24 protein-coding genes, 1 riboswitch and 1 other annotated feature are annotated in these 21,901 nt (G+C 45.1%); of the genes, 21 read left to right on the forward strand and 3 right to left on the reverse strand.

Going from position 1 to position 21,901, the window contains the following annotated elements:
* Nucleotides 1-10: 10 nt before the first annotated feature.
* From EAL2_RS05785 to sdaAA, 19 genes are all read left to right on the forward strand, one after another.
* Nucleotides 11-1,858 (forward strand): TIGR03960 family B12-binding radical SAM protein, encoded by a 1,848-nt coding sequence (locus EAL2_RS05785; protein ID WP_025435458.1) that lies wholly within the window; start codon nucleotides 11-13, stop codon nucleotides 1,856-1,858.
* Nucleotides 1,858-2,553 carry a TIGR03936 family radical SAM-associated protein gene (locus EAL2_RS05790; protein ID WP_025435459.1) on the forward strand — a complete coding sequence of 232 codons (696 nt, stop codon included), beginning with the start codon at nucleotides 1,858-1,860 and terminating at the stop codon, nucleotides 2,551-2,553. Before EAL2_RS05785 ends, EAL2_RS05790 begins: the two co-directional genes overlap by 1 nt.
* A gap of 15 nt (nucleotides 2,554-2,568) precedes the next feature.
* Nucleotides 2,569-4,032, forward strand: coding sequence for an Rne/Rng family ribonuclease (locus EAL2_RS05795; RefSeq protein ID WP_025435460.1), 1,464 nt, complete (start codon nucleotides 2,569-2,571; stop codon nucleotides 4,030-4,032).
* Between the two features lie 106 nt (nucleotides 4,033-4,138).
* On the forward strand, nucleotides 4,139-4,450 hold the full coding sequence (rplU, locus tag EAL2_RS05800) for a 50S ribosomal protein L21 (RefSeq protein ID WP_025435461.1): 312 nt from the start codon (nucleotides 4,139-4,141) through the stop codon (nucleotides 4,448-4,450).
* Nucleotides 4,451-4,783: a ribosomal-processing cysteine protease Prp gene (locus EAL2_RS05805; RefSeq protein WP_025435462.1), complete on the forward strand. Its 333-nt coding sequence runs from the start codon at nucleotides 4,451-4,453 to the stop codon at nucleotides 4,781-4,783. It begins immediately after the preceding gene.
* 3 nt (nucleotides 4,784-4,786) lie between these two features.
* Nucleotides 4,787-5,071 (forward strand): 50S ribosomal protein L27, encoded by a 285-nt coding sequence (gene rpmA / locus EAL2_RS05810; RefSeq protein ID WP_096325238.1) that lies wholly within the window; start codon nucleotides 4,787-4,789, stop codon nucleotides 5,069-5,071.
* A gap of 101 nt (nucleotides 5,072-5,172) precedes the next feature.
* The gene (gene obgE, locus EAL2_RS05815; RefSeq protein ID WP_025435463.1) at nucleotides 5,173-6,453 is read left to right on the forward strand and encodes a GTPase ObgE; all 1,281 of its coding nucleotides are present in this window, start codon (nucleotides 5,173-5,175) and stop codon (nucleotides 6,451-6,453) included.
* A 16-nt stretch (nucleotides 6,454-6,469) separates the two neighbouring features.
* Nucleotides 6,470-6,766 (forward strand): ribosome assembly RNA-binding protein YhbY, encoded by a 297-nt coding sequence (gene yhbY, locus EAL2_RS05820; protein ID WP_025435464.1) that lies wholly within the window; start codon nucleotides 6,470-6,472, stop codon nucleotides 6,764-6,766.
* A 142-nt stretch (nucleotides 6,767-6,908) separates the two neighbouring features.
* Nucleotides 6,909-7,523 carry a nicotinate-nucleotide adenylyltransferase gene (gene nadD, locus EAL2_RS05825; protein ID WP_201770163.1) on the forward strand — a complete coding sequence of 205 codons (615 nt, stop codon included), beginning with the start codon at nucleotides 6,909-6,911 and terminating at the stop codon, nucleotides 7,521-7,523.
* 19 nt (nucleotides 7,524-7,542) lie between these two features.
* Complete coding sequence (yqeK, locus tag EAL2_RS05830; RefSeq protein WP_158408900.1) at nucleotides 7,543-8,112, forward strand: bis(5'-nucleosyl)-tetraphosphatase (symmetrical) YqeK; 570 nt, start codon at nucleotides 7,543-7,545, stop codon at nucleotides 8,110-8,112.
* Complete coding sequence (locus EAL2_RS05835; protein WP_025435467.1) at nucleotides 8,112-9,041, forward strand: LCP family protein; 930 nt, start codon at nucleotides 8,112-8,114, stop codon at nucleotides 9,039-9,041. The genes yqeK and EAL2_RS05835 overlap by 1 nt, the downstream gene beginning before the upstream one ends.
* Nucleotides 9,042-9,054: 13 nt before the next feature.
* On the forward strand, nucleotides 9,055-9,408 hold the full coding sequence (gene rsfS, locus EAL2_RS05840) for a ribosome silencing factor (protein WP_025435468.1): 354 nt from the start codon (nucleotides 9,055-9,057) through the stop codon (nucleotides 9,406-9,408).
* 71 nt (nucleotides 9,409-9,479) lie between these two features.
* Nucleotides 9,480-9,679 (forward strand) — a binding site (T-box leader).
* A 48-nt stretch (nucleotides 9,680-9,727) separates the two neighbouring features.
* Nucleotides 9,728-12,139 (forward strand): leucine--tRNA ligase, encoded by a 2,412-nt coding sequence (gene leuS, locus EAL2_RS05845; protein WP_025435469.1) that lies wholly within the window; start codon nucleotides 9,728-9,730, stop codon nucleotides 12,137-12,139.
* A 55-nt stretch (nucleotides 12,140-12,194) separates the two neighbouring features.
* The gene (locus EAL2_RS05850) at nucleotides 12,195-12,878 is read left to right on the forward strand and encodes a DUF554 domain-containing protein (protein WP_025435470.1); all 684 of its coding nucleotides are present in this window, start codon (nucleotides 12,195-12,197) and stop codon (nucleotides 12,876-12,878) included.
* 112 nt (nucleotides 12,879-12,990) lie between these two features.
* Nucleotides 12,991-13,161: riboswitch (Lysine riboswitch) on the forward strand.
* 72 nt (nucleotides 13,162-13,233) lie between these two features.
* Nucleotides 13,234-14,427 (forward strand): aspartate kinase, encoded by a 1,194-nt coding sequence (locus EAL2_RS05855; protein ID WP_025435471.1) that lies wholly within the window; start codon nucleotides 13,234-13,236, stop codon nucleotides 14,425-14,427.
* 16 nt (nucleotides 14,428-14,443) lie between these two features.
* A complete protein-coding gene (gene lysA / locus EAL2_RS05860) occupies nucleotides 14,444-15,730 on the forward strand; it encodes a diaminopimelate decarboxylase (RefSeq protein ID WP_025435472.1) in 1,287 nt (428 codons plus the stop codon).
* A gap of 142 nt (nucleotides 15,731-15,872) precedes the next feature.
* On the forward strand, nucleotides 15,873-16,256 hold the full coding sequence (locus EAL2_RS05865; protein WP_025435473.1) for a RidA family protein: 384 nt from the start codon (nucleotides 15,873-15,875) through the stop codon (nucleotides 16,254-16,256).
* A gap of 70 nt (nucleotides 16,257-16,326) precedes the next feature.
* Nucleotides 16,327-16,998 (forward strand): L-serine ammonia-lyase, iron-sulfur-dependent subunit beta, encoded by a 672-nt coding sequence (gene sdaAB, locus EAL2_RS05870; protein WP_025435474.1) that lies wholly within the window; start codon nucleotides 16,327-16,329, stop codon nucleotides 16,996-16,998.
* Nucleotides 16,999-17,045: 47 nt separating this feature from the next.
* Nucleotides 17,046-17,918, forward strand: a complete 873-nt coding sequence (gene sdaAA / locus EAL2_RS05875) for an L-serine ammonia-lyase, iron-sulfur-dependent, subunit alpha (RefSeq protein ID WP_025435475.1) — start codon at nucleotides 17,046-17,048, stop codon at nucleotides 17,916-17,918.
* A gap of 72 nt (nucleotides 17,919-17,990) precedes the next feature.
* On the opposite strand, the gene EAL2_RS05880 is transcribed toward sdaAA, so the two are convergent.
* The 3 genes from EAL2_RS05880 to EAL2_RS05885 all read right to left on the reverse strand — a co-directional run bounded on the left by EAL2_RS05880 (nucleotide 17,991) and on the right by EAL2_RS05885 (nucleotide 19,841).
* Complete coding sequence (locus EAL2_RS05880) at nucleotides 17,991-18,428, reverse strand: hypothetical protein (protein WP_025435476.1); 438 nt, start codon at nucleotides 18,426-18,428, stop codon at nucleotides 17,991-17,993.
* Nucleotides 18,429-18,526: 98 nt separating this feature from the next.
* Entirely contained in the window at nucleotides 18,527-18,712 is a 186-nt protein-coding gene (locus EAL2_RS14775; RefSeq protein ID WP_051489094.1) for a hypothetical protein, read from the reverse strand.
* A gap of 70 nt (nucleotides 18,713-18,782) precedes the next feature.
* Nucleotides 18,783-19,841, reverse strand: coding sequence for a D-alanyl-D-alanine carboxypeptidase family protein (locus EAL2_RS05885; protein WP_051489097.1), 1,059 nt, complete (start codon nucleotides 19,839-19,841; stop codon nucleotides 18,783-18,785).
* A gap of 199 nt (nucleotides 19,842-20,040) precedes the next feature.
* Between EAL2_RS05885 and EAL2_RS05890 the strand changes: the two genes are divergently transcribed.
* Together EAL2_RS05890 and selD are read left to right on the forward strand one after the other, a co-directional pair.
* Entirely contained in the window at nucleotides 20,041-20,667 is a 627-nt protein-coding gene (locus EAL2_RS05890; protein WP_025435477.1) for a helix-hairpin-helix domain-containing protein, read from the forward strand.
* A 146-nt stretch (nucleotides 20,668-20,813) separates the two neighbouring features.
* Nucleotides 20,814-21,857: a selenide, water dikinase SelD gene (gene selD, locus EAL2_RS05895; protein WP_084480972.1), complete on the forward strand. Its 1,044-nt coding sequence runs from the start codon at nucleotides 20,814-20,816 to the stop codon at nucleotides 21,855-21,857.
* The last annotated feature ends 44 nt before the right edge of the window (nucleotides 21,858-21,901 follow it).

Genomic DNA, 21,901 nt, shown 5'->3' on the forward strand with positions numbered 1-21,901 from the left:
ATTTAATATTATGACGGAAAGAGTAAATATCGACAAGCTGCTCAGAAAGGTCGAGAAACCGGCCAGATACATCGGGAATGAAATGAATGCATGCAAAAAGCAAGTGGATGAGAATACGGTGAGATTCGGATTTTCATTTCCGGACACATACGAAGTAGGAATGAGCTTTCTGGGCCTTCAGATACTTTATAATTTGCTCAACAGCATGGAGGACGTCTATTGCGAGAGGGTTTTCGCGCCGGCTGGCGACATGGAGAAGCTGATGAGGGAAAATGGCGTTCCGCTGTTCGCGCTGGAATCCAGGCATCCGGTGAAGGCTTTCGATTTTCTGGGATTCACGCTGCAGTATGAGCTTTCATACACAAATATTCTCAATATGCTTGACCTTGCAGGAATTCCGCTGCTGGCACATGAGAGAACAAGTGAAGATCCGTTCATAATAGTGGGAGGCCCGTGCGCGTACAATGTCGAGCCCATAGCCGACTTCACGGACATAGTCGTGCTGGGTGAGGCAGAGGAAGCCATAGCTGAAATCATGCAAAGCTATAAGGCGTGGAAAAAAACGGGCGGTGACAGAGAAGAATTTCTGCTCGAGATTGCCAGAAGCGTCAAAGGCGTGTATATCCCAAGCTTCTACGAGGTTTCCTACAATGACGACTCGACCATCTCGGGCATTTCATGCACAAAGGACGGAGTTCCGGCCATACTGCAAAAGAGAATAATAAGAAATATGGACACTTCTTATTATCCGGACAAGATAATAGTGCCGTATATAGATATTGTACATGACCGTATTATGCTCGAGGTTTTCAGGGGCTGCACAAGAGGCTGCAGATTCTGCCAGGCGGGAATGGTGTACAGGCCGATAAGGGAAAGAAGCATGGACAGCCTAAAGGGCAATCTCAAAAAACTCGTAGACAGCACGGGTTATGAGGAAATATCGCTCTCGTCGCTCAGCACAAGCGACTATTCACATATAGAAGAACTGACGGAATACATCCTGAGGGAGTACGCTGAAAAGGAAAAAATATCTCTCTCGCTGCCTTCTCTGAGGCTCGACAATTTCTCGTCGGAGCTTGCGCAGAAGATACAGGAGGTCAGAAAAAGCGGCTTGACATTCGCTCCCGAGGCGGGAACTCAAAGGCTAAGAGACGTAATAAACAAGGGAATCACCGAAGAAAACCTTGAGACAACGATGAAGAAGGCGTTCGCGCTAGGCTGGAAAAACGTCAAACTTTACTTCATGATAGGCCTGCCTACAGAGACAGAGGAGGATCTGCACGGCATAAAGGTGCTGGCCTACAATGTCATTGACTATTTCAGAGAGGTGAGCGGAGGAAGGCTCAGCAAGAACTTTAATGTCACCATAAGTACTTCATCTTTCGTGCCAAAGCCTTTCACTCCGTTTCAGTGGGAGCCCCAGGACAGCATGGAGCTTCTCAATGAAAAGCAAAGATACCTTTCAGACAGGCTAAGGAACAAGAACATAACATACAGATACCACGACACCAAGACCAGCTTTCTTGAGGCAGTTTTCGCCAGAGGCGACAGAAGGCTTGGCAAGGTAATACTCGATGCATACAGAAAAGGCTGCAAGTTTGATGGCTGGGCGGAAAGCTTCAGGTTCGACCTTTGGGAAGAAACCTTCAGAGAAAACGGAATAAGCATGGAGTTTTATGCCAACAGAAGAAGAAGCTACGACGAGATTTTGCCTTGGGATCACATAGACACAGGTGTCAGTAAGCAGTTTCTCATAGACGAGAATGAAAAAGCCAAAAGAGGCGAGCTGACTCCAGACTGCAGAAAGGGCTGCGCTGGATGCGGAGTCAATTTGGATATTGCGGGAGGATTGTGCTAATGCCGCTTATAAGGAGCAAATTTAAAAAAGAAAAAGACATGGTATATATATCGCATCTGGATTTGCTGAGGCTGCTGGAGCGTGCCCTAAGAAGAGCGGGGATAAAGCCTGTATTCACGCAGGGCTTCAACCAGCATCCGAAAATTTCATTTGCACAGGCTCTTTCGCTTGGAACGGCAAGCCAGGGCGAGTATGTCGACATAGAAATCGAAGAGGGAATGGATGCGGAGGAATTCAAATCCAGGCTGAACGAAGTTTTGCCAGAAGGCATAGAGTTTGTAATATCAAAGATCATGGAGGGCAAGGTCAATGCGCTCATGGGAGAGGTTACCCACGCACGTTATATAATGTGTATGGAATTGCTTGAGCATATGGACGAAGCTGGAGTAAAAAGCGAGCTTGACGGCTATATGAAGCTTGAAAACATATTTATTGAGAAGAGAACTAAAAAGGGTGACATAAAGCAGCTCGACGTCAAGGAAATGATAAGGGACATTGGCATACTGATGGTTGAAGAGGGCAAGGTATATCTTAGCGCTGTGCTCACATGCGGCTCGGTTTCAAACCTCAAGCCGGAGCTCTTGCTCCAGACTATAAGGGACAACACGGGTCTTAAGTTCGATGTTGAGGATTCAACAATACAAAGGATAGACATATACACTCTGCGCGATGGCAAGCTTGTCGCGCCACTGTAAATGGCGGTGCTTGGATTGAATAAGCTAATAATAGACAAGGGAATGTTTCAAACCACAAGAGTCAGGCTAAGCGACGACCAGCTTTTTGAAATTGCAATCAGCAGCAGGGATGAGATCAGCCTTGTCGGAAACGTCTATCGCGGAAGAGTTAGCAGGGTTGTTAATGGAATAAATGCAGCTTTTGTCGACATTGGAGAAGCTCAGAATGCATATCTGCAGCTGGGCGGGAAAATCAAGGTCAGGCAGGGCGAGGACGTAATAGTTCAGGTTATAAAGGATGCAGACGGAGGCAAGGGCGCAAAGCTGACACAGGAAGTGTCGCTTCCGGGAAAGTACGCGGTCTATCTTCCGCTTGAAAATGTTGTGAAGGTGTCAAGAAGCATAGAAAGCCAGAGCGAACGAGAAAGGCTACAGGCTATGGGCGAGAGTATAACCCTGGGAGAATTCGGCCTTGTAATAAGGACACAGGGCAAGGACGCAGAGCTCGAGGATTTAAAACTGGACATACAGAGGCTGCAGGCAGCCTGGGAGTCCATAAGGCAGGAAGGGCTCCTTGGGATGGGTCCAAAGCTAATATACCAGGGCTATTCGATAGCAGAGCAGGCAGCGGAAGCTGTACTAAGCGGCGAAGTCGACCAGCTCATTGTAAATGATTCGGGGATATACAATGAAGCCCTGTCTCATCTCAAACAAGCAGGCAGAGAAGTAATGTCCAGGGTAGAGCTTTTTGACAAGAGCAGCGACATATTCGACTTCTTTGGAATCAAAAAGAGGATAAAGAGCCTAAGCAACAGGCGGATATGGCTTAGAAGCGGAGGCAACATAGTATTTGAAAAGACTGAGGCGCTGACGGTAATAGACGTGAATACTGCAAAAAGCATAAAAGGCTCAAGCGCAGAGGATACGATCTTCAAAACCAACATGGAAGCTGCGGAAGAAATAGCCATGCAGATAAAGCTGCGGGATATCGGCGGAATAGTATTAGTGGACTTTATAGATATGAAATCCTCCCAAAACAAAGCTGCGCTTCTTGGAAAGATGAGAGCCTGCTTTGCGAGTGAGCATGGAAAGACAAAAATATATGGATTTACCGAGCTGGGAATCATGGAAATTTCGAGAAAAAATGAAAAAAGAGAGATTTCGGTCCATCTGCTCGCGGATTGCCCCTGCTGCAGGGGTAATGGGAAGATTACGTCCAGGATTTTTCTGCTGGACTCTCTTGAAAAGGAAGTTAAGCGCATAAAAACACATGCCGACGTTGAATGCGCAATGTTCGAATTGAATACGCAATACTATGGATCGTTTTCAAGGAATGACTTTGCAGAGGTCAGGGAGATTGCCAAGGCCTACGGCTTGAGATTATTGCTGGCAAGCTCATCGAATGTCCAGCAGGGCGGTCTTGAACTGGCAGGCATGGGGAAGAGGGGATCTCTTGTTGAAAAGGCCAAAGCCTATGCGGCATTCATAGAAATAAATTGACAAAACATTTTTATTCTGGTAACATATATAAGGTAACCGCTCGGAGTGGGTTTTAAAGCCTTAGGGCTACCTGATTCTGGCGAGTCTGGTATAGAGGAGGTGCAGTATGTACGCAATAGTTGAAACTGGTGGAAAGCAATACAGGGTTCAAGAAGGCGATTTTATATTCGTAGAAAAGCTAGATGTAAATGAAGGTGATCTAGTTACTCTGGACAAGGTTCTTGCTTTTTCTGCTGAAGGAAGCATAAAGCTTGGAACTCCTGTTGTTGAAGGTGCAAAGGTTGAGGCGAAGGTTGTTGAAAACGGAAAGGCTAAAAAAGTCATAGTTTTCAAATACAAGGCTAAAAAGCATTACAGAGTTAAAAAAGGACATCGTCAGCCTTACACAAAGCTACAGATAGAAAAGATAGTAGGATAGATGATTGAAATAGGCATCAAGAGACATAAGACCGGACATGTTCTGGAATTCGAGGTTTCGGGACATGCTAATTTTGATGAACATGGGCGTGATATTGTATGCTGTGCAATATCAGTGCTTGCCCAGACAGCGATAATGGGACTAGTTGAATACGTAGGGTTAGACTGCAAATACGAGATTGAAGACGGATATCTCATTTGCAGAATTCCAGATGAAGCCGATTCGCAAAAGCGCATCAAGATTGATGCCATAGTCGAAACAATGATTCTTGGAATGAATAACATAAAACAAGGGTATCCTTCCTACGTAACGATTAAGTGCAAGGAGGTGTAGCACATGCTTTTCAATATGAATCTTCAGTTGTTCGCGAGTAAAAAAGGAGTAGGTTCTTCTAAAAACGGCCGTGACTCTATATCAAAGAGACTTGGCGTTAAGAGAGCTGACGGACAGACAGTTCCTGCCGGAAGCATACTTGTAAGACAAAGAGGAACAAAGATACATCCTGGAAACAACGTTGGCAAAGGATCGGATGATACTCTATTTGCACTTGTAGATGGAGTTGTCAAGTTCGAAAGAAAAGACAAGAAAAGAAAACAAGTTAGTATTTATGCTGCAGAGTAAGCAGCTTAAAGCTTAAAGGAGTGTCTTTAGACACTCCTTATTTAATGCAGTCCGTAAATACAAAGCTTTGTCGTGTAATATTAAAAAAAGGGTGATTATATATGTTTGTAGACAAGGCGAGAATATTTGTCAAAGCGGGCAATGGCGGAAACGGCGCAGTTGCCTTTAGAAGAGAAGTATACGTACCGGCCGGAGGGCCAGCCGGAGGAGACGGAGGAAATGGCGGCAGTGTAATAATAAAGGCCAGCAATTCACTAAGGACTCTAATGGACCTAAAGTACAAGCTCAAGTATGCGGCAGAAGCTGGCGATGACGGAAAAGGCAGCAACATGCACGGCAAGGACGGCGAAACGCTTGTCATAGTCGTACCTCCGGGAACTATAGTAAGGGACGAGAAATCGGGTCTTGTTATAGGAGACTTAAAGCACGATGGCGATTCTGTAATAGTGGCCAGAGGCGGAAGAGGCGGAAAGGGCAACACGCACTTCAAAACGGCGACAAGGCAGGCTCCTAGTTTTGCAAAGGCAGGAACCTTCGGCGAAGAAAGATTCATTGTGCTTGAGCTCAAGCTGCTGGCAGATGTTGGCCTTGTAGGCTTCCCGAACGTTGGCAAGTCGACGTTCCTTTCGATTGTAACAAAGGCAAAACCGAAGATAGCAAACTATCACTTCACTACGCTTACGCCAAATCTGGGCGTTGTCCAGACTAAGTTTGGAGACAGTTTCGTGATGGCGGACATACCTGGCCTTATCGAAGGTGCCCATGAGGGTACAGGGCTTGGGCATGATTTCTTAAGACACGTCGAAAGGACAAAGGTGCTCATTCACATTGTCGATGTGTCAGGCATGGAAGGCAGAGATCCTGTCGAGGACTTTGAACTGATAAACGGTGAGCTTGAAAAGTATAACGCAGTGCTAGCCAAGAGACCTCAGATCGTAGTTGCCAACAAGATGGACATTCCGGGCGCGCAGGAAAACTACGAGATATTCAAGGCTGAAATAGAAAGCAAAGGCTACAGGGTGTTCTCGATGTCTGCAGCCACGAGAAAAGGCGTAGATGAGGTTGTGGCTTATGCAGTGCAGCTCCTCAGGGAAGTTGAGGAAGTCGAAGTCGTATCTAAGGACGAAATAATTTCGAATCTTGAGTCGCTTTACCAAGGTGATGCCGAAATCGAAATAAGAGTTGAGGATGGGGCTTATGTGATTGAAAGCAAGGCGCTTGACAATCTGCTCTACTCTGTAAATTTCGAGGATATGGAGTCCATAAGATATTTCCAGGCTGTGCTTGAGAAGAAAGGTATCTTCAAAAAGCTAAAAGCCATGGGAATCAAAGACGGAGACCTTGTAAAGATATACGAGCTTGAGTTTGAATACTACGAATAAATTTTGGAGGTATACTGTGCTTACTGGAAAGCAAAGGGCATTTTTAAGGTCTATTGCGAATGGGATTAAGCCCATAACGCAGATAGGAAAAGAGGGAGTTACTGACGCGTTTTTAAAGCAGCTGGGAGACGCCCTCGAGGCAAGAGAAATTGTCAAGGTTACAGTGCTTGAAAACAGCGGCCTTGACGTAAAGGACTGTGCAAATGAAGTTGCACAGAGCTTAAGGGCCGAGTTTGTTCAGGCCATAGGCTCGAAGTTCACAATATACAGAAAATCAAAAGACAAACCTGTTATAAGCATTCCTAAAAAGTAATGCTGACCTCAAAAGCAATACCTGTTTAGAACAGGTATTTTTTTTGTATTCTTATGCCTATGGCGTCAGAATTCACTAAATGACTTCAAATTGTATGCGAAATGATGTATAATAATTTAGTGATTTCAAACGGAGGATGGACATGAAAACTGGTGCAGACAGGATAGGCATAATGGGAGGAACTTTTGACCCCATTCACAATGGACACCTTGCCATGGCGGAAGCGGTCAGGGAGGCATTTTCCCTGGACAGGGTGCTTTTCATACCCTCGGGAAAACCGCCGCACAAGAGGCGAAGTGAAATTGCGGACAAGCAGCACAGGTACAATATGACAGTGCTTGCCACAAACAGCAACAATGCTTTTGAGGTTTCGCCCGTGGAGGTCGAGAGGGAGCAGCTCTCGTATACGGTTGATACGCTGAAAATACTTAAAGAGGAATATAAAGATTCTGAAATATTTCTCGTAATGGGTGCTGACGCTCTTTGCGACATCGAATCGTGGAGCCGCGTAGACGAGCTCTTAAAGCTTTGCAGGGTCGTTGGAGCCACTAGACCCGGAATAGATATTGATGAGTTCAAAAGGGAGATAGAAAAAATTCAGCGGCAGTTCAATGTGCAGATACTCCATGTGCATGTGCCTTCGCTTGACATATCATCAACTGATATAAGAGAGAGGGCGAAAAGAGGCTCATCAATTAAATATTTGATTCCGGAAGAAGTGGAAAAATATATATACAAGTATAAACTGTACAGGTGATTGTATGAATATATGCGATATGAGTGAAAAACTTAAGGGAATGCTGAGTCACAAAAGATACAAGCACACCATGGGGGTGCTTAGTGTGGCGCGAAGGCTTGCAGAGCGGTATAATGCCGACTTGGAGAAGGTTGAGCTTTCAGCTCTTTTGCATGACTGCGGCAAGGATATGGACTCGGCAGAAATGCATGAATATGTAAGCCGCAATGACATAAAGCTGGATGATATAGAGGCAAGGCAGCTTGAACTGGCCCACGGAGCTGTCGGAGCCTACCTGGCAATGACAGAGTTCGGAGTGGCTGACAGTGAGGTGCTTTCGGCAATTCGCTTTCATACAACAGGAAAAATTGACATGACAAATGTGGAAAAGATAGTATATCTGGCAGATTTTATAGAGGAAGGCAGAAAATATCCCGGAGTCCAGACTCTTCGAGAGCTTTCATTTGAGGATTTGGACAGCGCTATTCTTCTTTCGTTTGACAATACAATAAGGCATGTGATTTCACAAAAAAAAATACTCCATACAAGAACTGTTGAGGCCAGGAATTTTATATTGGAGCAGATGGAGAATATGCGGGGTGCTAAATAATGAGATACTTTGTTAAGGTCTTTGCCATATCGTTCATTATATTCACAATGACTATGAGTGCAGGACTGATTTTTGTAACATCAAAAATAGATAGCGCTCCAGCTCAGGACGACTTTGCAGGAAATCCGGTGGAACTTGACGAAAAGGACCAAAGCCGAATCAATATACTCCTCCTGGGCGTTGACAGTCTCGAGGGTGAAGGTAACGAAGCTACAAGAACCGATACGATGATACTTTTTTCTTTTGACCCCAAGACTGACACGGCGGCAATGATATCCATACCGAGGGATACCAGGGTCAAGCTAAGGGGCAGGAGTGGTTATGTAAAGATTAATTCAGCCCACGTGTACGGAGGGGTAGACCTTTCGGTAAAAACAGTCAAGGAGCTTCTTGGAGTGCCCGTGCACCACTACATAAAGGTGGATTACCAGGCTCTTTTCAAGACGGTGGATGACATAGGCGGAGTAGAGGTGGATGTGCCGATAAGGATGAAATATGACGATCCTTATGCAACACCGCAGCTGCACATAGATCTGCAAAAGGGCGTTCAGGTGCTCGATGGGAAAAAAGCCATGCAGTTTTTGAGATTCAGAAAAGGCAACAGAGGCTATCCAAGCTATCCCGATCAGGACCTTGGCAGAATTCAATCTCAGCAGGCTTTCATGCAATCCCTGCTAAAGAAGGTGCTTAGCCCTTCGTCGATACTCAAGGTGCCTGACTACATCGAGACGCTTCACATGTATGTGGAATCTGATATGAAGGTCAACGACATGGTGAAAATAGCCTACAAGGGCAAAAAAGTGAACGCAGACGATATAACCAAGGTGACGCTGCCGGGCGAGCCTGCAACAATAGGGGGCGTGGCTTATTATCAGGCGGATATGGACGAGCTGGACGAAATCAAGGCTCAGATATTCCCTGTAGAGTAAAGGGGTGATTATAATGAATGATGAAATCAGGTCGCTTGTAAAGACTATTTACGAGTCCATAGATGACAAGCTGGGTGAAGACATAAAAATACTCAACCTGAGCGGACTTTCGCCAATTGCCGACTACTTTGTTATAGCAACTGCAGGCTCGGACAGACAGGCGAAGGCTATAGTCAAGGAGATTGAAGACAACCTTGCAAAACGAGGAGTTTTTGCAAGGGGAAGGGAAGGCCTTGCAAGCGCGGCATGGATACTCCTTGATTTTGGTGATATTATAGTTCATATATTTAAAGGTGAGGAAAGAAAATTCTATGACCTTGAACGAATATGGAAGGATGCCAAGGACGAAAAAATCGAAAATCTTTAAATTTAATCTTAGCACTTGATATTAGGCAACAGTTTTTATATAATAATTTCTAATGAACAGTTCAATATAATGAGGAAGTCTGGAGCAGTAGAGGATTTTCATTGTTTCTCAGAGAGCTGGTGTACGGTGAAAACCAGCATATGAAGCCCTTGAACTTGCCAGGCAAATTTCCTCGGGTTGGCTGCCTTTAAATAGCCTTTGAGAGGGACTGATTTTTTATTGGTCCAATTAGGGTGGTACCGCGAAAAGATCTAGTCCTTTCGTCCCTAACCGGGATGAGAGGACTTTTTATTTTTTGAGAAAAAACAGGAGGTGCAGTATGTCAACATACAATTTTAGCAGCATAGAAAAGAAATGGCAGAAAATATGGGATGAAACTGAAGCCTTTAAAACAGTTGAAAATGAAAAGCCTAAGTACTACGTGCTTGAAATGTTTCCTTACCCTTCGGGCAAGATTCACATGGGTCACGTAAGGAACTATTCTATAGGCGATGTAGTTGCAAGATTCCTTAAAATGAACGGATATAATGTGCTCCACCCTATGGGCTGGGATGCTTTCGGACTGCCTGCTGAAAATGCGGCAATAAAGCATGGATTTCACCCTTACAAGTGGACTATGGAGAACATGGATGAAATGAGAACACAGCTGAAGCTGCTAGGCCTTAGCTATGACTGGGACAGAGAGATAGGCACATGCCATCCCGACTACTACAAGTGGACGCAGCATATTTTCCTCAAGTTCTTCGAAAAAGGTCTTGCGTACAAGAAGAAATATCCTGTGAACTGGTGCCCTTCGTGCGAGACGGTGCTTGCCAACGAGCAGGTTGTAGGCGGAGAATGTGAAAGATGCTCATCTGTTGTTGTCAAAAGAGACTTGGAGCAGTGGTATCTTAAGATTACCGACTACGCTGAGGAGCTGCTTGCAGATCTTGACAAGCTTGACGGCTGGCCTGACAAGGTAAAGACTATGCAGAAAAACTGGATAGGCAAGAGCATAGGCGCCGAGGCTGACTTCCCGATAGAAGGCTTCGACAAGAGCATGAAGATATTCACAACCAGGCCGGACACCATATACGGCGTTACCTGCATGGTGCTTGCTCCTGAGCATGAATATGTGGACCAGCTTGTTGCGGGTACAAAGTACGAGGAGCCGGTGAAAGAGTTCAAGCTTAAAATGCAGCTCATGAGCGAGATAGAGAGAACCTCAAACGAAGCCGAAAAAGAGGGCGTTTTCATAGGCAGATATGCCATAAACCCTGTAAACGGAGCCAAGGTGCCTATATACATAGCCAACTACGTGCTTGCCGATTACGGAACAGGCGCCATAATGGTTGTGCCTGCGCACGACGAGCGGGACAGGGAATTCGCAACTAAATACGGAATAGATATAATAGATGTAATAGACGAAGACGGCAAAACCATAAACTCGGCAGAGTTCAGCGGACTAGACTACAAGGAGGCTGGAGAGAGGATTACAGCCAGGCTGGAAGAAATGGGCATAGGCAATAAGACTGTAAACTTCAGACTCAGAGACTGGCTGATATCAAGGCAAAGATACTGGGGCTGCCCTATACCTGTTGTATACTGCGACAAATGCGGCATAGTGCCAGTGACGGAAGCGAGCCTGCCTGTGATGCTGCCAACAGACGTAGTATTCAGCGGCAAGGGCGAATCTCCGCTTACAACCTCAGAGGAGTTCATGTATACTGAATGTCCTTGCTGCGGCGGAAAGGCGAAGAGGGAAACCGACACAATGGATACCTTCATAGATTCATCGTGGTATTTCCTGAGATTTATAGATCCTAAGAATGAGAACCTGCCTTTTGACAAGCAGCTGGTTCAAAACTGGATGCCGGTAGACCAGTATATAGGAGGAGTAGAGCACGCAATACTTCACCTTCTGTACTCGAGATTTTTTGTAAAGGCGCTCAGGGACTGCGGAATGCTCGGTTTTGACGAACCGTTCAAAAACCTGCTTACTCAGGGCATGGTACTTAAGGATGGCTCAAAGATGTCTAAATCCAAGGGCAATGTTGTAAGCCCTATAGAGATAATCGAAAAATACGGCGCAGACACTGCAAGGCTCTTCATATTGTTCGCGGCTCCGCCTGAGAGGGATCTTGAGTGGTCAGACCAGGCTGTTGAAGGCTGCTACAGATTTATAAACAGGGTATGGAGGCTTGCCAGCGATATATTTGAAATGGACGGCGCAGCCGCTTCATCTGAATTTACAAAGGAAGACAAGCAGATGAGCTACGCGCTTAACGCAGCCATAAAGAAAGTCACAGACGACGTTTCGGGAAGATTCAACTTCAACACTGCAATATCTGCGCTTATGGAGCTAATCAACGAGATGTACAAGTACAAGGACCTTCCAGGCAGAAAGCCGGAGCTTCTCAAATCATCACTTGATAGCCTTGTTCTTATGATAGCGCCATTCATACCTCACGCGGCAGAAGAGCTGTGGGAGATGAGCGGCAAGCAGGGAAGCGTTCATGAGCAGGCATGGCCTTCATATGATGAAAATGCGCTCATAAAGGATGAGGTTGAGGTGGTAATACAAATAAACGGCAAGGTTAGAGGCAAGATGAGCATACCGTCGGGAGTCTCAAAGGAAGAGATGGAAAAGCTTGCATTGGATGACGGCAGAATTAAGGAGCTTGTGGATGGAAAGAGCATAGCAAAGCTCATAGTTGTGCCAGGAAAGCTTGTTAACATAGTCGTGAAATAGAAATCAAGCTAAGACGGGGAGACATCCCCGTCTTTTTTAAAACGGGGGCGATTGAATGATTGGAACACTAGTCAATGTGGCTGCGATAGTTGCGGGCAGTTTTGCCGGGATAATGATAAGGGGAATGAACACAGAAAAGTTCAGCGACACTGTAATAAAGGGGATAGCGCTGTGCGTAGTCCTCATCGGAATTAGCGGAGCTCTCGAGGAAGCCAACCTGCTGCTTGTTATATTCTCCATAGTCATAGGCGGTGTAATTGGCGAAGTAATAGATATAGACCATAAGCTGATAAGGTTTGGGGAACGCCTCGAGGAACTCTTCAAGGGAAGAGGCGGCAAGGTTGCGGAAGGCTTTGTAAGCTGCACGCTAATATACTGCGTTGGAGCGATGGCGATAGTGGGGGCGCTAGAAAGCGGGCTCAAGGGCGACCACAGCACGCTGTTTGCAAAATCAGTTCTGGATGGTGTGTCTGCCATAATATTCGCATCCACAATGGGCATAGGAGTGATGATATCGGCCATTTCAGTGCTAATATACCAGGGCGCGATAACTCTCGGGGCCGGATTTCTCAAGGGCATACTAACGCAGCAGGTAATATCCGATATGAGCGTTGTGGGAAGCTTGCTCATATTGGGGATAGGCCTTAACATACTCGGTGTCAGCAAGATAAAGATTGCAAATCTTCTGCCGGCTATACTCGTGCCTGTTGCATACCATCTTATCATGGGAATGATATGATATATCGATTATTTTCTGATAATTTAAAATTAATGTTGTAAAAAGGCAGTATGTATAGTAGAATATTAGACGTTAAGTAATTTACATAATTGAATATTCGTTATTGGATTTGACCTTGTTTAGAGGAGCTTTAATTAAGAGTATTTCCGCGGAGCCGGCAAGCTGTGAAGAGGAATGAAAGGAATTGAAGCCGAAGGAGGATTAGTGCCATCTAATCATCCTGGCTGTGCGTAGAACATGCGTATGGTTGTCATCCGAATCAGGATGGAGAGCTAAAAGGGTTTGTCGAGTGCTTATATGAATGCAGCTTGGGCAAAACCTTTGTTGCATTTTTTTAATTTTTGGAGGTGTTGAGATGAATATTGTTGTTCAAAAGTACGGGGGAAGTTCGGTTGCTACGCCAGAAAAAATAAAATGCATAGCATCGACTGTTATCAAGCGCAAGGAAGCCGGAGATTCTATGGTTGTTGTAGTCTCCGCAATGGGTAAAAGTACAGACCAGCTTATAGCACTTGCAAAGAGCATAAGCGAAAAGCCAAGCAAGAGGGAGCTTGACGCGCTTATATCCACAGGAGAGATGGTTTCGAGCTCGCTGCTTTCAATGGCGATACAGGAAATGGGCCATGACGCGGTATCTCTGAATGCATACCAGATAGCCATAAAGACAGACGGGACATACGGCAAATCAATAATACAGAGCATAGATGACAGCGTCATAAAAAAACATCTTGAGGAAGGAAGGATTGTTGTAGTCGCGGGATTCCAGGGGATATCCGAATCATACGACCTGACAACTCTTGGCAGGGGCGGATCGGATACGACAGCAGTGGCAATCGCTGCAAGAGTGGGAGGCGTATGCGAGATATACACCGATGTGGAAGGCATATACTCACTAGACCCAAGGCTTTACAGTGAAGCCAAGAAGCTCGAAGAGATAAGCTATGAGGAGATGGTGGAGCTTTCAGTTCTGGGAGCCAAGGTAATGCATTCAAGGTCGGTTGAGCTGGCACAAAAGTACAACATACCAATATACGTGGGCATGAGCTGCAGCGATACTAAGGGAACATACATTAGGGAGGTTAAAAACATGGAAAACAAGCCTATAACAGGAATAGCAGTATCTGACGCCGATGTGGCGGTTACTCTGGAAAATATAGATTTTGACATAAATCTGCTGGCTGACATATTCGAATCTATAGCCAACAAGAAAATAAACATAGACATAATAAGCCAGACAGCCCCGCTTCATGGAAAAGTGAACCTGTCGTTTACAATACCTGCCGAGGAGTTGGACGAGTGCATAAATACAGTGTCGAAGTTTGCTTCAAAGGAAGATATAATAGTTGATGAGGACATCACCAAGTTCTCGGTTGTCGGGATAGGCATGAAGACAACTTCGGGGGTGGCTTCGAAGATATTCAAGATATTCAAGGAAAACAGCGTTCAGGTTAAGATGATTACAACATCTGAAATAAAGATAACATGCGCTATAAAGAGGGAAGACAAGAGCAAGGCAGTGGAAATAATAGCCAGGGAATTCAATCTTTAAGCCGGGAGAGGTGCTAATGATAACTTTTGGAAATTATAGCGTAGAAGGCAACAGTCTCTGCCTGCAGGGCAGAAAGCTTTCTGACATGGCGAGGGAATACGGCACGCCTTTATATGTATACGACGAGGACTATATAAGGGACAATGCAAGAAGATTCAAAAACAGCTTCGAAAGGGGCAAGAACATTGTAACTTATGCCGGCAAGGCCTTTTTGACTCTTGAAATATGCAGGATCATGAATCAGGAAGGGCTTTCTCTGGACGTGGTGTCGTCTGGAGAACTTTACACAGCTTTTAAGGCAGGTTTCCCCATGGAGAGGGTTCTTTTCCACGGGAACAACAAGACCAGGGAAGAGATTGAACTGGGCGTTGAGCTTGGAATAGGCAGATTTGTGGCCGACAATTTCAGGGAGCTCAGCCTGATAGACGAAATTTCAAGGAGCAAGGGCAGGGTTTCAAGCGTTATACTGCGCATAACTCCGGGAATAGATGCACATACTCATGATTATATAAAAACAGGCATGATTGATTCTAAATTCGGATTCTCGATAGTTGAAAAGCAATACATCGAGGCGGCAAAAATGGCGATGCAGCTCGAAAACATCGACCTCAAGGGGATACACTGCCACATCGGCTCGCAGATATTCGACCTGGATCCTTTCTATGATGCCGGAGGGGTCATGCTTGGACTCTACAAGGAGATAATGGATGAAACCGGGGCTAAGCTTGAGGAACTAGACCTGGGAGGCGGCTTTGGCTGCTACTATATTGACGGCGACAATCCCCTTGAAATAGAGGAGTACGTTGAAACAATACTTAAATCGGCCGCTGAAAACGCCGCCAGACTCGGAATAAAGGAGCCAAGGCTTATTATAGAGCCGGGCAGGTCTATGGTCAACAATTCCTGTGTGACGCTATATACTGTAGGAGCGATAAAAGAAATTCCGGGAGTGAAAAAGTATGTTGCAGTAGACGGCGGAATGGCTGACAACATAAGACCGGCGCTTTACCAGGCGCAGTATGACGCTGTGCTTGCAGACAGGGTAGACGATGAAAAAGTTGAAACTGTTGCGATAGCTGGTAAAAGCTGCGAGAGCGGAGACATACTGATAAATGAAATTAAAATGCCTCTTATAGAAGAGGATGAGATACTCGCTGTGCTTTATACAGGAGCCTACGGCTATTCAATGGCCAGCAACTATAACCTTATAAGAAAGCCTGCTGTGGTTTTCGTTTCCAAAGAAGGCGTCAAGGTTGCAGTCAGAAGACAGACATACGACGATATGCTAAGAGAACAAGTATAATTGTTCTCTGTAGACCGCCAAAAGGCGGTCTTTGTTTTTAATTTAACTATGATAGGCATCGCATTTATATTATAATATAATATAAATATGGCTCTGATTTGTAGAATATTGACAATAATATAAAAGATGGGGAGGAATTGAAATGAGTAAAGAATTCATAAGCACAGTGAAGGCACCTGCAGCAGTAGGCCCATATTCTCAGGCTGTTAAGGCGGGAAACATGGTGTTCGTATCGGGGCAAATCCCGTTTGTTCCGGAAACTATGGAGCTTGTTTCGGAAGATGTACAGGAGCAGACGGCAAGATCTCTTGAAAACGTTGTAGCTATACTTGAAGCTGCCGGAGCTTCAATAAAGGATGTTGTGAAGGTTTCTGTTTTCATAAAGGACATGAATGATTTCGGTAAAATAAATGAAGTGTATGAGAAGTATTTTGGCGACCATAAGCCTGCAAGAGCGTGCGTTGAAGTTGCAAGGCTCCCTAAGGATGTAAAGGTTGAAATAGAAGCAATAGCTGTTGTTGACTAGTAAATTTGCTTACATATGACTGCCGAGTATATCGGCAGTCATAATATTATCGGCATGAAAGAGGGAAGATATGAAAAATTATAGTGTATTCGATGTAATAGGACCAAGAATGATAGGTCCTTCAAGCTCGCATACTGCGGGAGCCGCAAGGATAGCTCTGGCAGCTCGAAAAGTAGCGCATGAAAAAATTAAAAGCGTAAAATTTTATCTTCACGGTTCATTTGCACAGACATACAAGGGACACGGCACTGACAAGGCTCTTGTGGGTGGTTTCATGGGATTTGCCACTGATGATGAGCGCATAAGAAATTCTTTTGAAATTGCCAGGGAAAACGGACTTGAATTTGAATTCATTCCCACAAACCTGGGCGAGGAGTTCCACCCCAATACAGTTAAGGTCGTAATGACTAAATACGATGGCTCTACTCTCGAAGTAATAGGAGAGTCGATTGGCGGGGGCAACATAAAGATAGTAGGCATAAACGGACTGGAGCTTGAATTTACAGGATCGTTCTCAACTTTGATAGTAAAGCAATGGGACAAGCCGGGAGCGGCAGCGCATATAACAAGCTGTGTTGCAAAAAACGACATTAACATAGCCTTCATGAGGATTTACAGAGAAGAAAAAGGCGAAAACGCATTCACAATAATAGAAGCGGACAATGACATACCTGATGCGGTTGTAGCGGACATCAAATCGGATAAGGCTATTATTCAGGATGCATTCATAATAAGGCTTTAAAAGGACTGAAAATTCGCACAATATCCAGTTAAGGAAAGGTGAATAAATTGAATTTTAAATCTGGAAGAGAATTACTTGAGAAGTGTACAGAAAATGGCATAGGCATAGCCGAGGCATGCATAGTTAGGGAAATGGAGCTATACGGAAGAAGCAGGGAAGAAATAATAGCTGACATGGATAAAAGCTACAGGATCATGAGAAAGGCAGTAGAAAGAGGAGTTACGGAAGATCTTGTTTCTATGGGAGGCCTTATAGGCGGCGAGGCTAAAAAGCTAAAAACAAGAAGAGAAAGCACTGCGCCAGTCTGTGGCTCAATTGTATCAAAAGCAATGGGAGCGGCGATGGGAGTGATGGAAGTAAACGCTTCAATGGGTCTTATAGTGGCGGCACCAACAGCGGGCTCGTGCGGAATACTTCCGGGGGCTCTTATAACGGCAGCCGACGAGTTTGGCAAGAGCGACGAAGAAATAGTAAATGCGCTCTTCACAGCAGCTGCCATAGGAATAATAATAACTAGAAATGCAACTGTTTCTGGCGCTGAAGGCGGATGCCAGGCTGAAACAGGAGCTGCTGCGGGAATGGCTGCAGCCGGAATAGTCGAGCTTATGGGAGGCACTCCGGAGCAGGCGCTTGACGCAGCTGCAATATGCCTCAAGAACATAATGGGTTTGATATGTGATCCTATAGCTGGACTTGTAGAGGCTCCATGCCAGAAGAGGAATGCAATAGGCGTTGCAAATGCGCTTATAAGCTCGGAGCTTGTGCTTGCGGGAATAGGCAGCATAGTGCCCTTTGATGAAGTGGTGCAGTCCATGTATGAGGTGGGCAAAAGATTGCCTATGGAATTCAGGGAAACAGCGCTTGGCGGCGTTGCAAGCTCTCCTACGGGATGCACGCTTTGCAGCAGGATATTTAAATAAAATTATGAATAAAAAAACTGTGGTTTCAGATCTTGATTCCACAGTTTTTTTATTCTCTTATTTCGTAATCGCCTAAACTGTCATAGCTGGTTTGCTGCCGAGCAATGAATAGTGTCCGTATTTTGAGGCGTCATACTCGTTTTCAGATGTGGCGGAGATTATGATTTCGATTTCATACTTTTGCGAAATTCTCTCAAGTTCTTCTAAACAAGGCTCGATATTGCTGCAGTTTACAGATACGATTTTGTTCAGGTCATCGATATATATCTTTTCGATGTCGTAATCTTTGCTTATTATGCCGCACAAAAATCCGGAAAAATTGCTAAGGCTGTCGATTTCGTATTCGTTTGCAGGAATGAGGCGTATGCTTCTATGTAGGTCGTGAATATGCCTGTTGTCCTTGTCGATGAAAACCAGCTCCCCCTTAAGGTTTCCGATTTCATCGTTGGCCATGTCTATCATTTTCTTAGTCTTGCCAGAACCAGCCTTGTCCAGAAGCAATCTTATCATTGGAATCTCCTCCTTAATAATAAAGTTCATTGTTAATTGGATTCCCCAAAAGGACAGACTTAAACATAAATAATTAAATTATAGACGATGGCATGCGGTTATATATTATCAACATCGTACGATGTCCTTCTTCTTCTCGATCTTGATTTTTTTCTTCTTACTTTCAAATTGACAAACCTTACTATAAGGCAAAGGCAAAGCAGCGCGGAAAAGAAAACAGATATGAACTTGGCTGCCTTTAGGCCGACGATTTTGAGCATCAGATAGTCAAATTTTAAAGTCACATCATTCAGGGCGACCAGCTTGATTCTCGAGAGCAGCGAATCATCCTTGAATATTTCTACATATCCTACTTCATCTCCCTTTTTTCACAGGAAAATCAAGCTTGTCATGGAGCACGACATTGGTGCGTACATTGCTTTTATCAAGCGTTTCGCTATTTTTGAGCACGATGCTGAAATTTCTCGCGGGGCCGTATTTAAGGCTGCCTTCATTCGATAGGAATATGCGCTTTTCGCCTCTGGCTTCATCGCTTCCTATTACATTTACAGCATGAAAGTTATCGAGACCGTAATCGATAAGCGTTCTTGAATCGATATAAACATTCCTTCCCTCCGCCTTCAAAACTACTGATATGACATTGAGACCGTCTTTGGATGCGGAAGTGACAAGGCAGTTGCGGGCCACGTTTGTATAGCCTGTCTTTATGCCGTTTATGACGTCGTACTTGAGTTTGACGCTGCTTCCCTTGTAGTCAATGGAGCTGTTGCTCCACAGGAATTTGTTGGTATTTCTGTATACTCTCCAGTCCGCAGTCAGCTCAGTCGGCGGCAGGCTTACCTTTTCAAGCTTTACGGTATTCCTGAAATCCTCATGCTTCATGGCTTCCTGCGCTATCAGAGCCAGGTCATGAGCGCTAGTGTAGTGGTCAACGTCAGGCAGACCATTTGGGTTGTTAAAGTGGGTATCCTTGCAGCCCAGCTCCTGAGCTCTTTTGTTCATGAGGTCCTTGAACTTGTCGACGGAGCCGCCAATGTGGTTTGCCAGCGCAACTGCGGCATCGTTTGCAGAACGCACCAGCATGAATTCGAGAAGCTGCCTCACGGTGAAGGTCTCGCCCTGTTTGATATACATGCTGCTGCCGTCTATATAGCTCATGTCGTAGTCTATGGTTACAGCATCATCGAGGTTACAGTTTTCTACTGTCAAAAGCGCTGTCATTATCTTGGTGGTAGAGGCCGGATACATCTTCTGGTGGGCGTTTTTTTCGTAGAGAATTTCAGTTCCGTCGGCATTTATAAGGACTGCCGCTTCGCCGGTTAGGTTCAGGTTGTCCTGCTCCTGCGAAAAAGCAGTAAGATTAGTTGAAATTAAAATTAGAAATGAAAGAACTATGCAAAGATATTTTCTCATGTAGAACTCTCCTATGAGTTAAATTTAGCATTAAGCCATAAAACTTAATATGCGACACCGCTAGACACTGCTAAATTAACAGCTCAAGTGCTGCTTTGGTGGGCATGCTTTAATTGAATGCGTACAAATATTTGAAAAAACTAATAATAGTATAGCATAACATGGCGTAATGGGTAATAGGAAATAGGGGGGGATTATTGTGAAGATAGAAAAGAAACACCTGTATGTTGTGATTTTGCTTGCAGCTGCTTTTTTGATAGTCTATGGGGCGCGGGGCAAGGCTTCTGAATACATAGTAAGCCCGGAAAAGGAGGAGCTCCAAAGCAGTGCGCAGGAAGCCACAATTAAAATCGAGCCTGAGGAAGATATCTCTGCTAATCTCAAGGTTTTTATAAGCGGCGAGGTTGCAAGCTACGGCGTGGTTGAAGTGCCAAATGGTTCCCGTCTTATTGACGCTGTGGAAAAACTGGGAGGCTTAACGGCGGATGCCGACATAAACAGAACCAATCTGGCGCAAAAACTTGAAGACGGAAACCATTATGTCATACTTAAAATCGGCGAGGAGGCGGAGTCCGCCGCATTGGGTCAGAATGCGCAAAGCCCGGCTTCTGGCGCTTCTTCAAGTACAGAGGGCAAGATAAATATAAACACTGCAGACAAGAATGCTCTCATGCAGCTGCCCGGGATAGGGCAGGTGATAGCGGAGCGGATAGTAGCATACAGGGAGCAGGGGCAGGGCTTCAAAAGCATCGAGGATATTATGAACGTTTCCGGGATTGGCCAGAAGAAATACGAGGGCATCAAGGATATGGTAACCGTAAAGTGATTTCGCTTTAATCAAATAGCACTTCAAAATAAAATGTATTTTGCTTTGACAACATTATTTTCTATAGCAATATTATATCAGTGTATTTTTGCAGATAGATAATTGTGATATACTCAAATGTGTTAGTCAATTACGGAGGTGGAAAGATGAAAGGCAGCAAGGAAATAAAGCTCACACAGATGGTTACAGCTTCGGGCTGAGCAGCCAAGATAGGGCCAGAGGATTTGGCCAAGGCGCTTGTCGGTCTTCCCAAGATGTTTGATGAAAGGCTTCTTGTAGGCTTTGACACTTCTGATGATGCAGCTGTATATAGATTGGATGACGACAAGGCGCTCATTCAGACGCTCGACTTTTTCACGCCCATGGTGGATGATCCCTATCTTTTCGGACAGATAGCGGCGTCAAACTCGCTTTCGGACGTGTATGCCATGGGTGGTAAGCCGATAGTTGCTATGAACATAGTTTGCTTTCCTTCGTGCCATGATATGTCAATACTTGGCGAGATACTAAAGGGCGGAGCCGATAAGGTAATCGAGTCAGGCGCCATTCTTGTAGGAGGGCACACGGTCGATGACAAGGAACCCAAATACGGGCTTTCGGTTGCAGGACTGGTGCATCCTGACAAGGTGCTTGCGAATTCAGGAGCAAGGCCCGGAGATGCGCTGATACTTACAAAACCTATAGGAACAGGCATAGTAAGCACAGGCATGAAAGCCGCTATGGTGCAAAAAAGCACTGAGGATGAGGTTGTGAAAATAATGGCCCATCTAAACAAGTATGCAGCCGAGGCTCTGGACGGTTTCAATGTTAATTCGGTTACAGACATAACCGGCTTTGGATTCCTGGGGCACGCAGCTGAGATGGCCAAGGGCTCGGGAGTGACGCTTGAAATATCCTCAAAGGATATTCCTATAATGTCAGAGGCCGAGGAGCTCGCCAAGATGGGAATAATCCCGGCCGGAATGTACAGGAACAAAAAATTCATCCAGAGCGATGTGCTTTGCGAGGGTGTAAGCGAGCACATAATGGACATCCTGTATGATCCTCAGACCTCGGGAGGCCTGCTGGTATCAGTTCCGCAGGAGCATGCCAGGGCTCTGGCTGACAAAATGACAAGCTGTGGAAGCCTTGCGGCAAAAATTGTAGGCAGGGTACTGAGCAAGGAAGAAAAGAGCATAATCGTAATATAAGATGGGGCCTCGAGCCCCATTAGCTTTTTGCAAACGAGAAATTT

It is taken from the genome of Peptoclostridium acidaminophilum DSM 3953, from assembly GCF_000597865.1.
Classification (GTDB): Bacteria; Bacillota; Clostridia; order Peptostreptococcales; family Peptostreptococcaceae; genus Peptoclostridium_A; species Peptoclostridium_A acidaminophilum.

Bases quoted from the DNA above. Each gene is read 5' to 3' on its own strand.
- EAL2_RS05785 (WP_025435458.1), top strand. From the start codon at position 11: ATGACGGAAAGAGTAAATATCGACAAGCTGCTCAGAAAGGTCGAGAAA.
- EAL2_RS05790 (WP_025435459.1), top strand. From the start codon at position 1,858: ATGCCGCTTATAAGGAGCAAATTTAAAAAAGAAAAAGACATGGTATAT.
- rplU (WP_025435461.1), top strand. From the start codon at position 4,139: ATGTACGCAATAGTTGAAACTGGTGGAAAGCAATACAGGGTTCAAGAA.
- EAL2_RS05805 (WP_025435462.1), top strand. From the start codon at position 4,451: ATGATTGAAATAGGCATCAAGAGACATAAGACCGGACATGTTCTGGAA.
- rpmA (WP_096325238.1), top strand. From the start codon at position 4,787: ATGCTTTTCAATATGAATCTTCAGTTGTTCGCGAGTAAAAAAGGAGTA.
- obgE (WP_025435463.1), top strand. From the start codon at position 5,173: ATGTTTGTAGACAAGGCGAGAATATTTGTCAAAGCGGGCAATGGCGGA.
- nadD (WP_201770163.1), top strand. From the start codon at position 6,909: ATGAAAACTGGTGCAGACAGGATAGGCATAATGGGAGGAACTTTTGAC.
- yqeK (WP_158408900.1), top strand. From the start codon at position 7,543: ATGAGTGAAAAACTTAAGGGAATGCTGAGTCACAAAAGATACAAGCAC.
- EAL2_RS05835 (WP_025435467.1), top strand. From the start codon at position 8,112: ATGAGATACTTTGTTAAGGTCTTTGCCATATCGTTCATTATATTCACA.
- rsfS (WP_025435468.1), top strand. From the start codon at position 9,055: ATGAATGATGAAATCAGGTCGCTTGTAAAGACTATTTACGAGTCCATA.
- leuS (WP_025435469.1), top strand. From the start codon at position 9,728: ATGTCAACATACAATTTTAGCAGCATAGAAAAGAAATGGCAGAAAATA.
- EAL2_RS05850 (WP_025435470.1), top strand. From the start codon at position 12,195: ATGATTGGAACACTAGTCAATGTGGCTGCGATAGTTGCGGGCAGTTTT.
- EAL2_RS05855 (WP_025435471.1), top strand. From the start codon at position 13,234: ATGAATATTGTTGTTCAAAAGTACGGGGGAAGTTCGGTTGCTACGCCA.
- lysA (WP_025435472.1), top strand. From the start codon at position 14,444: ATGATAACTTTTGGAAATTATAGCGTAGAAGGCAACAGTCTCTGCCTG.
- EAL2_RS05865 (WP_025435473.1), top strand. From the start codon at position 15,873: ATGAGTAAAGAATTCATAAGCACAGTGAAGGCACCTGCAGCAGTAGGC.
- sdaAB (WP_025435474.1), top strand. From the start codon at position 16,327: ATGAAAAATTATAGTGTATTCGATGTAATAGGACCAAGAATGATAGGT.
- EAL2_RS05880 (WP_025435476.1), bottom strand. From the start codon at position 18,428: ATGATAAGATTGCTTCTGGACAAGGCTGGTTCTGGCAAGACTAAGAAA.
- EAL2_RS05885 (WP_051489097.1), bottom strand. From the start codon at position 19,841: ATGAGAAAATATCTTTGCATAGTTCTTTCATTTCTAATTTTAATTTCA.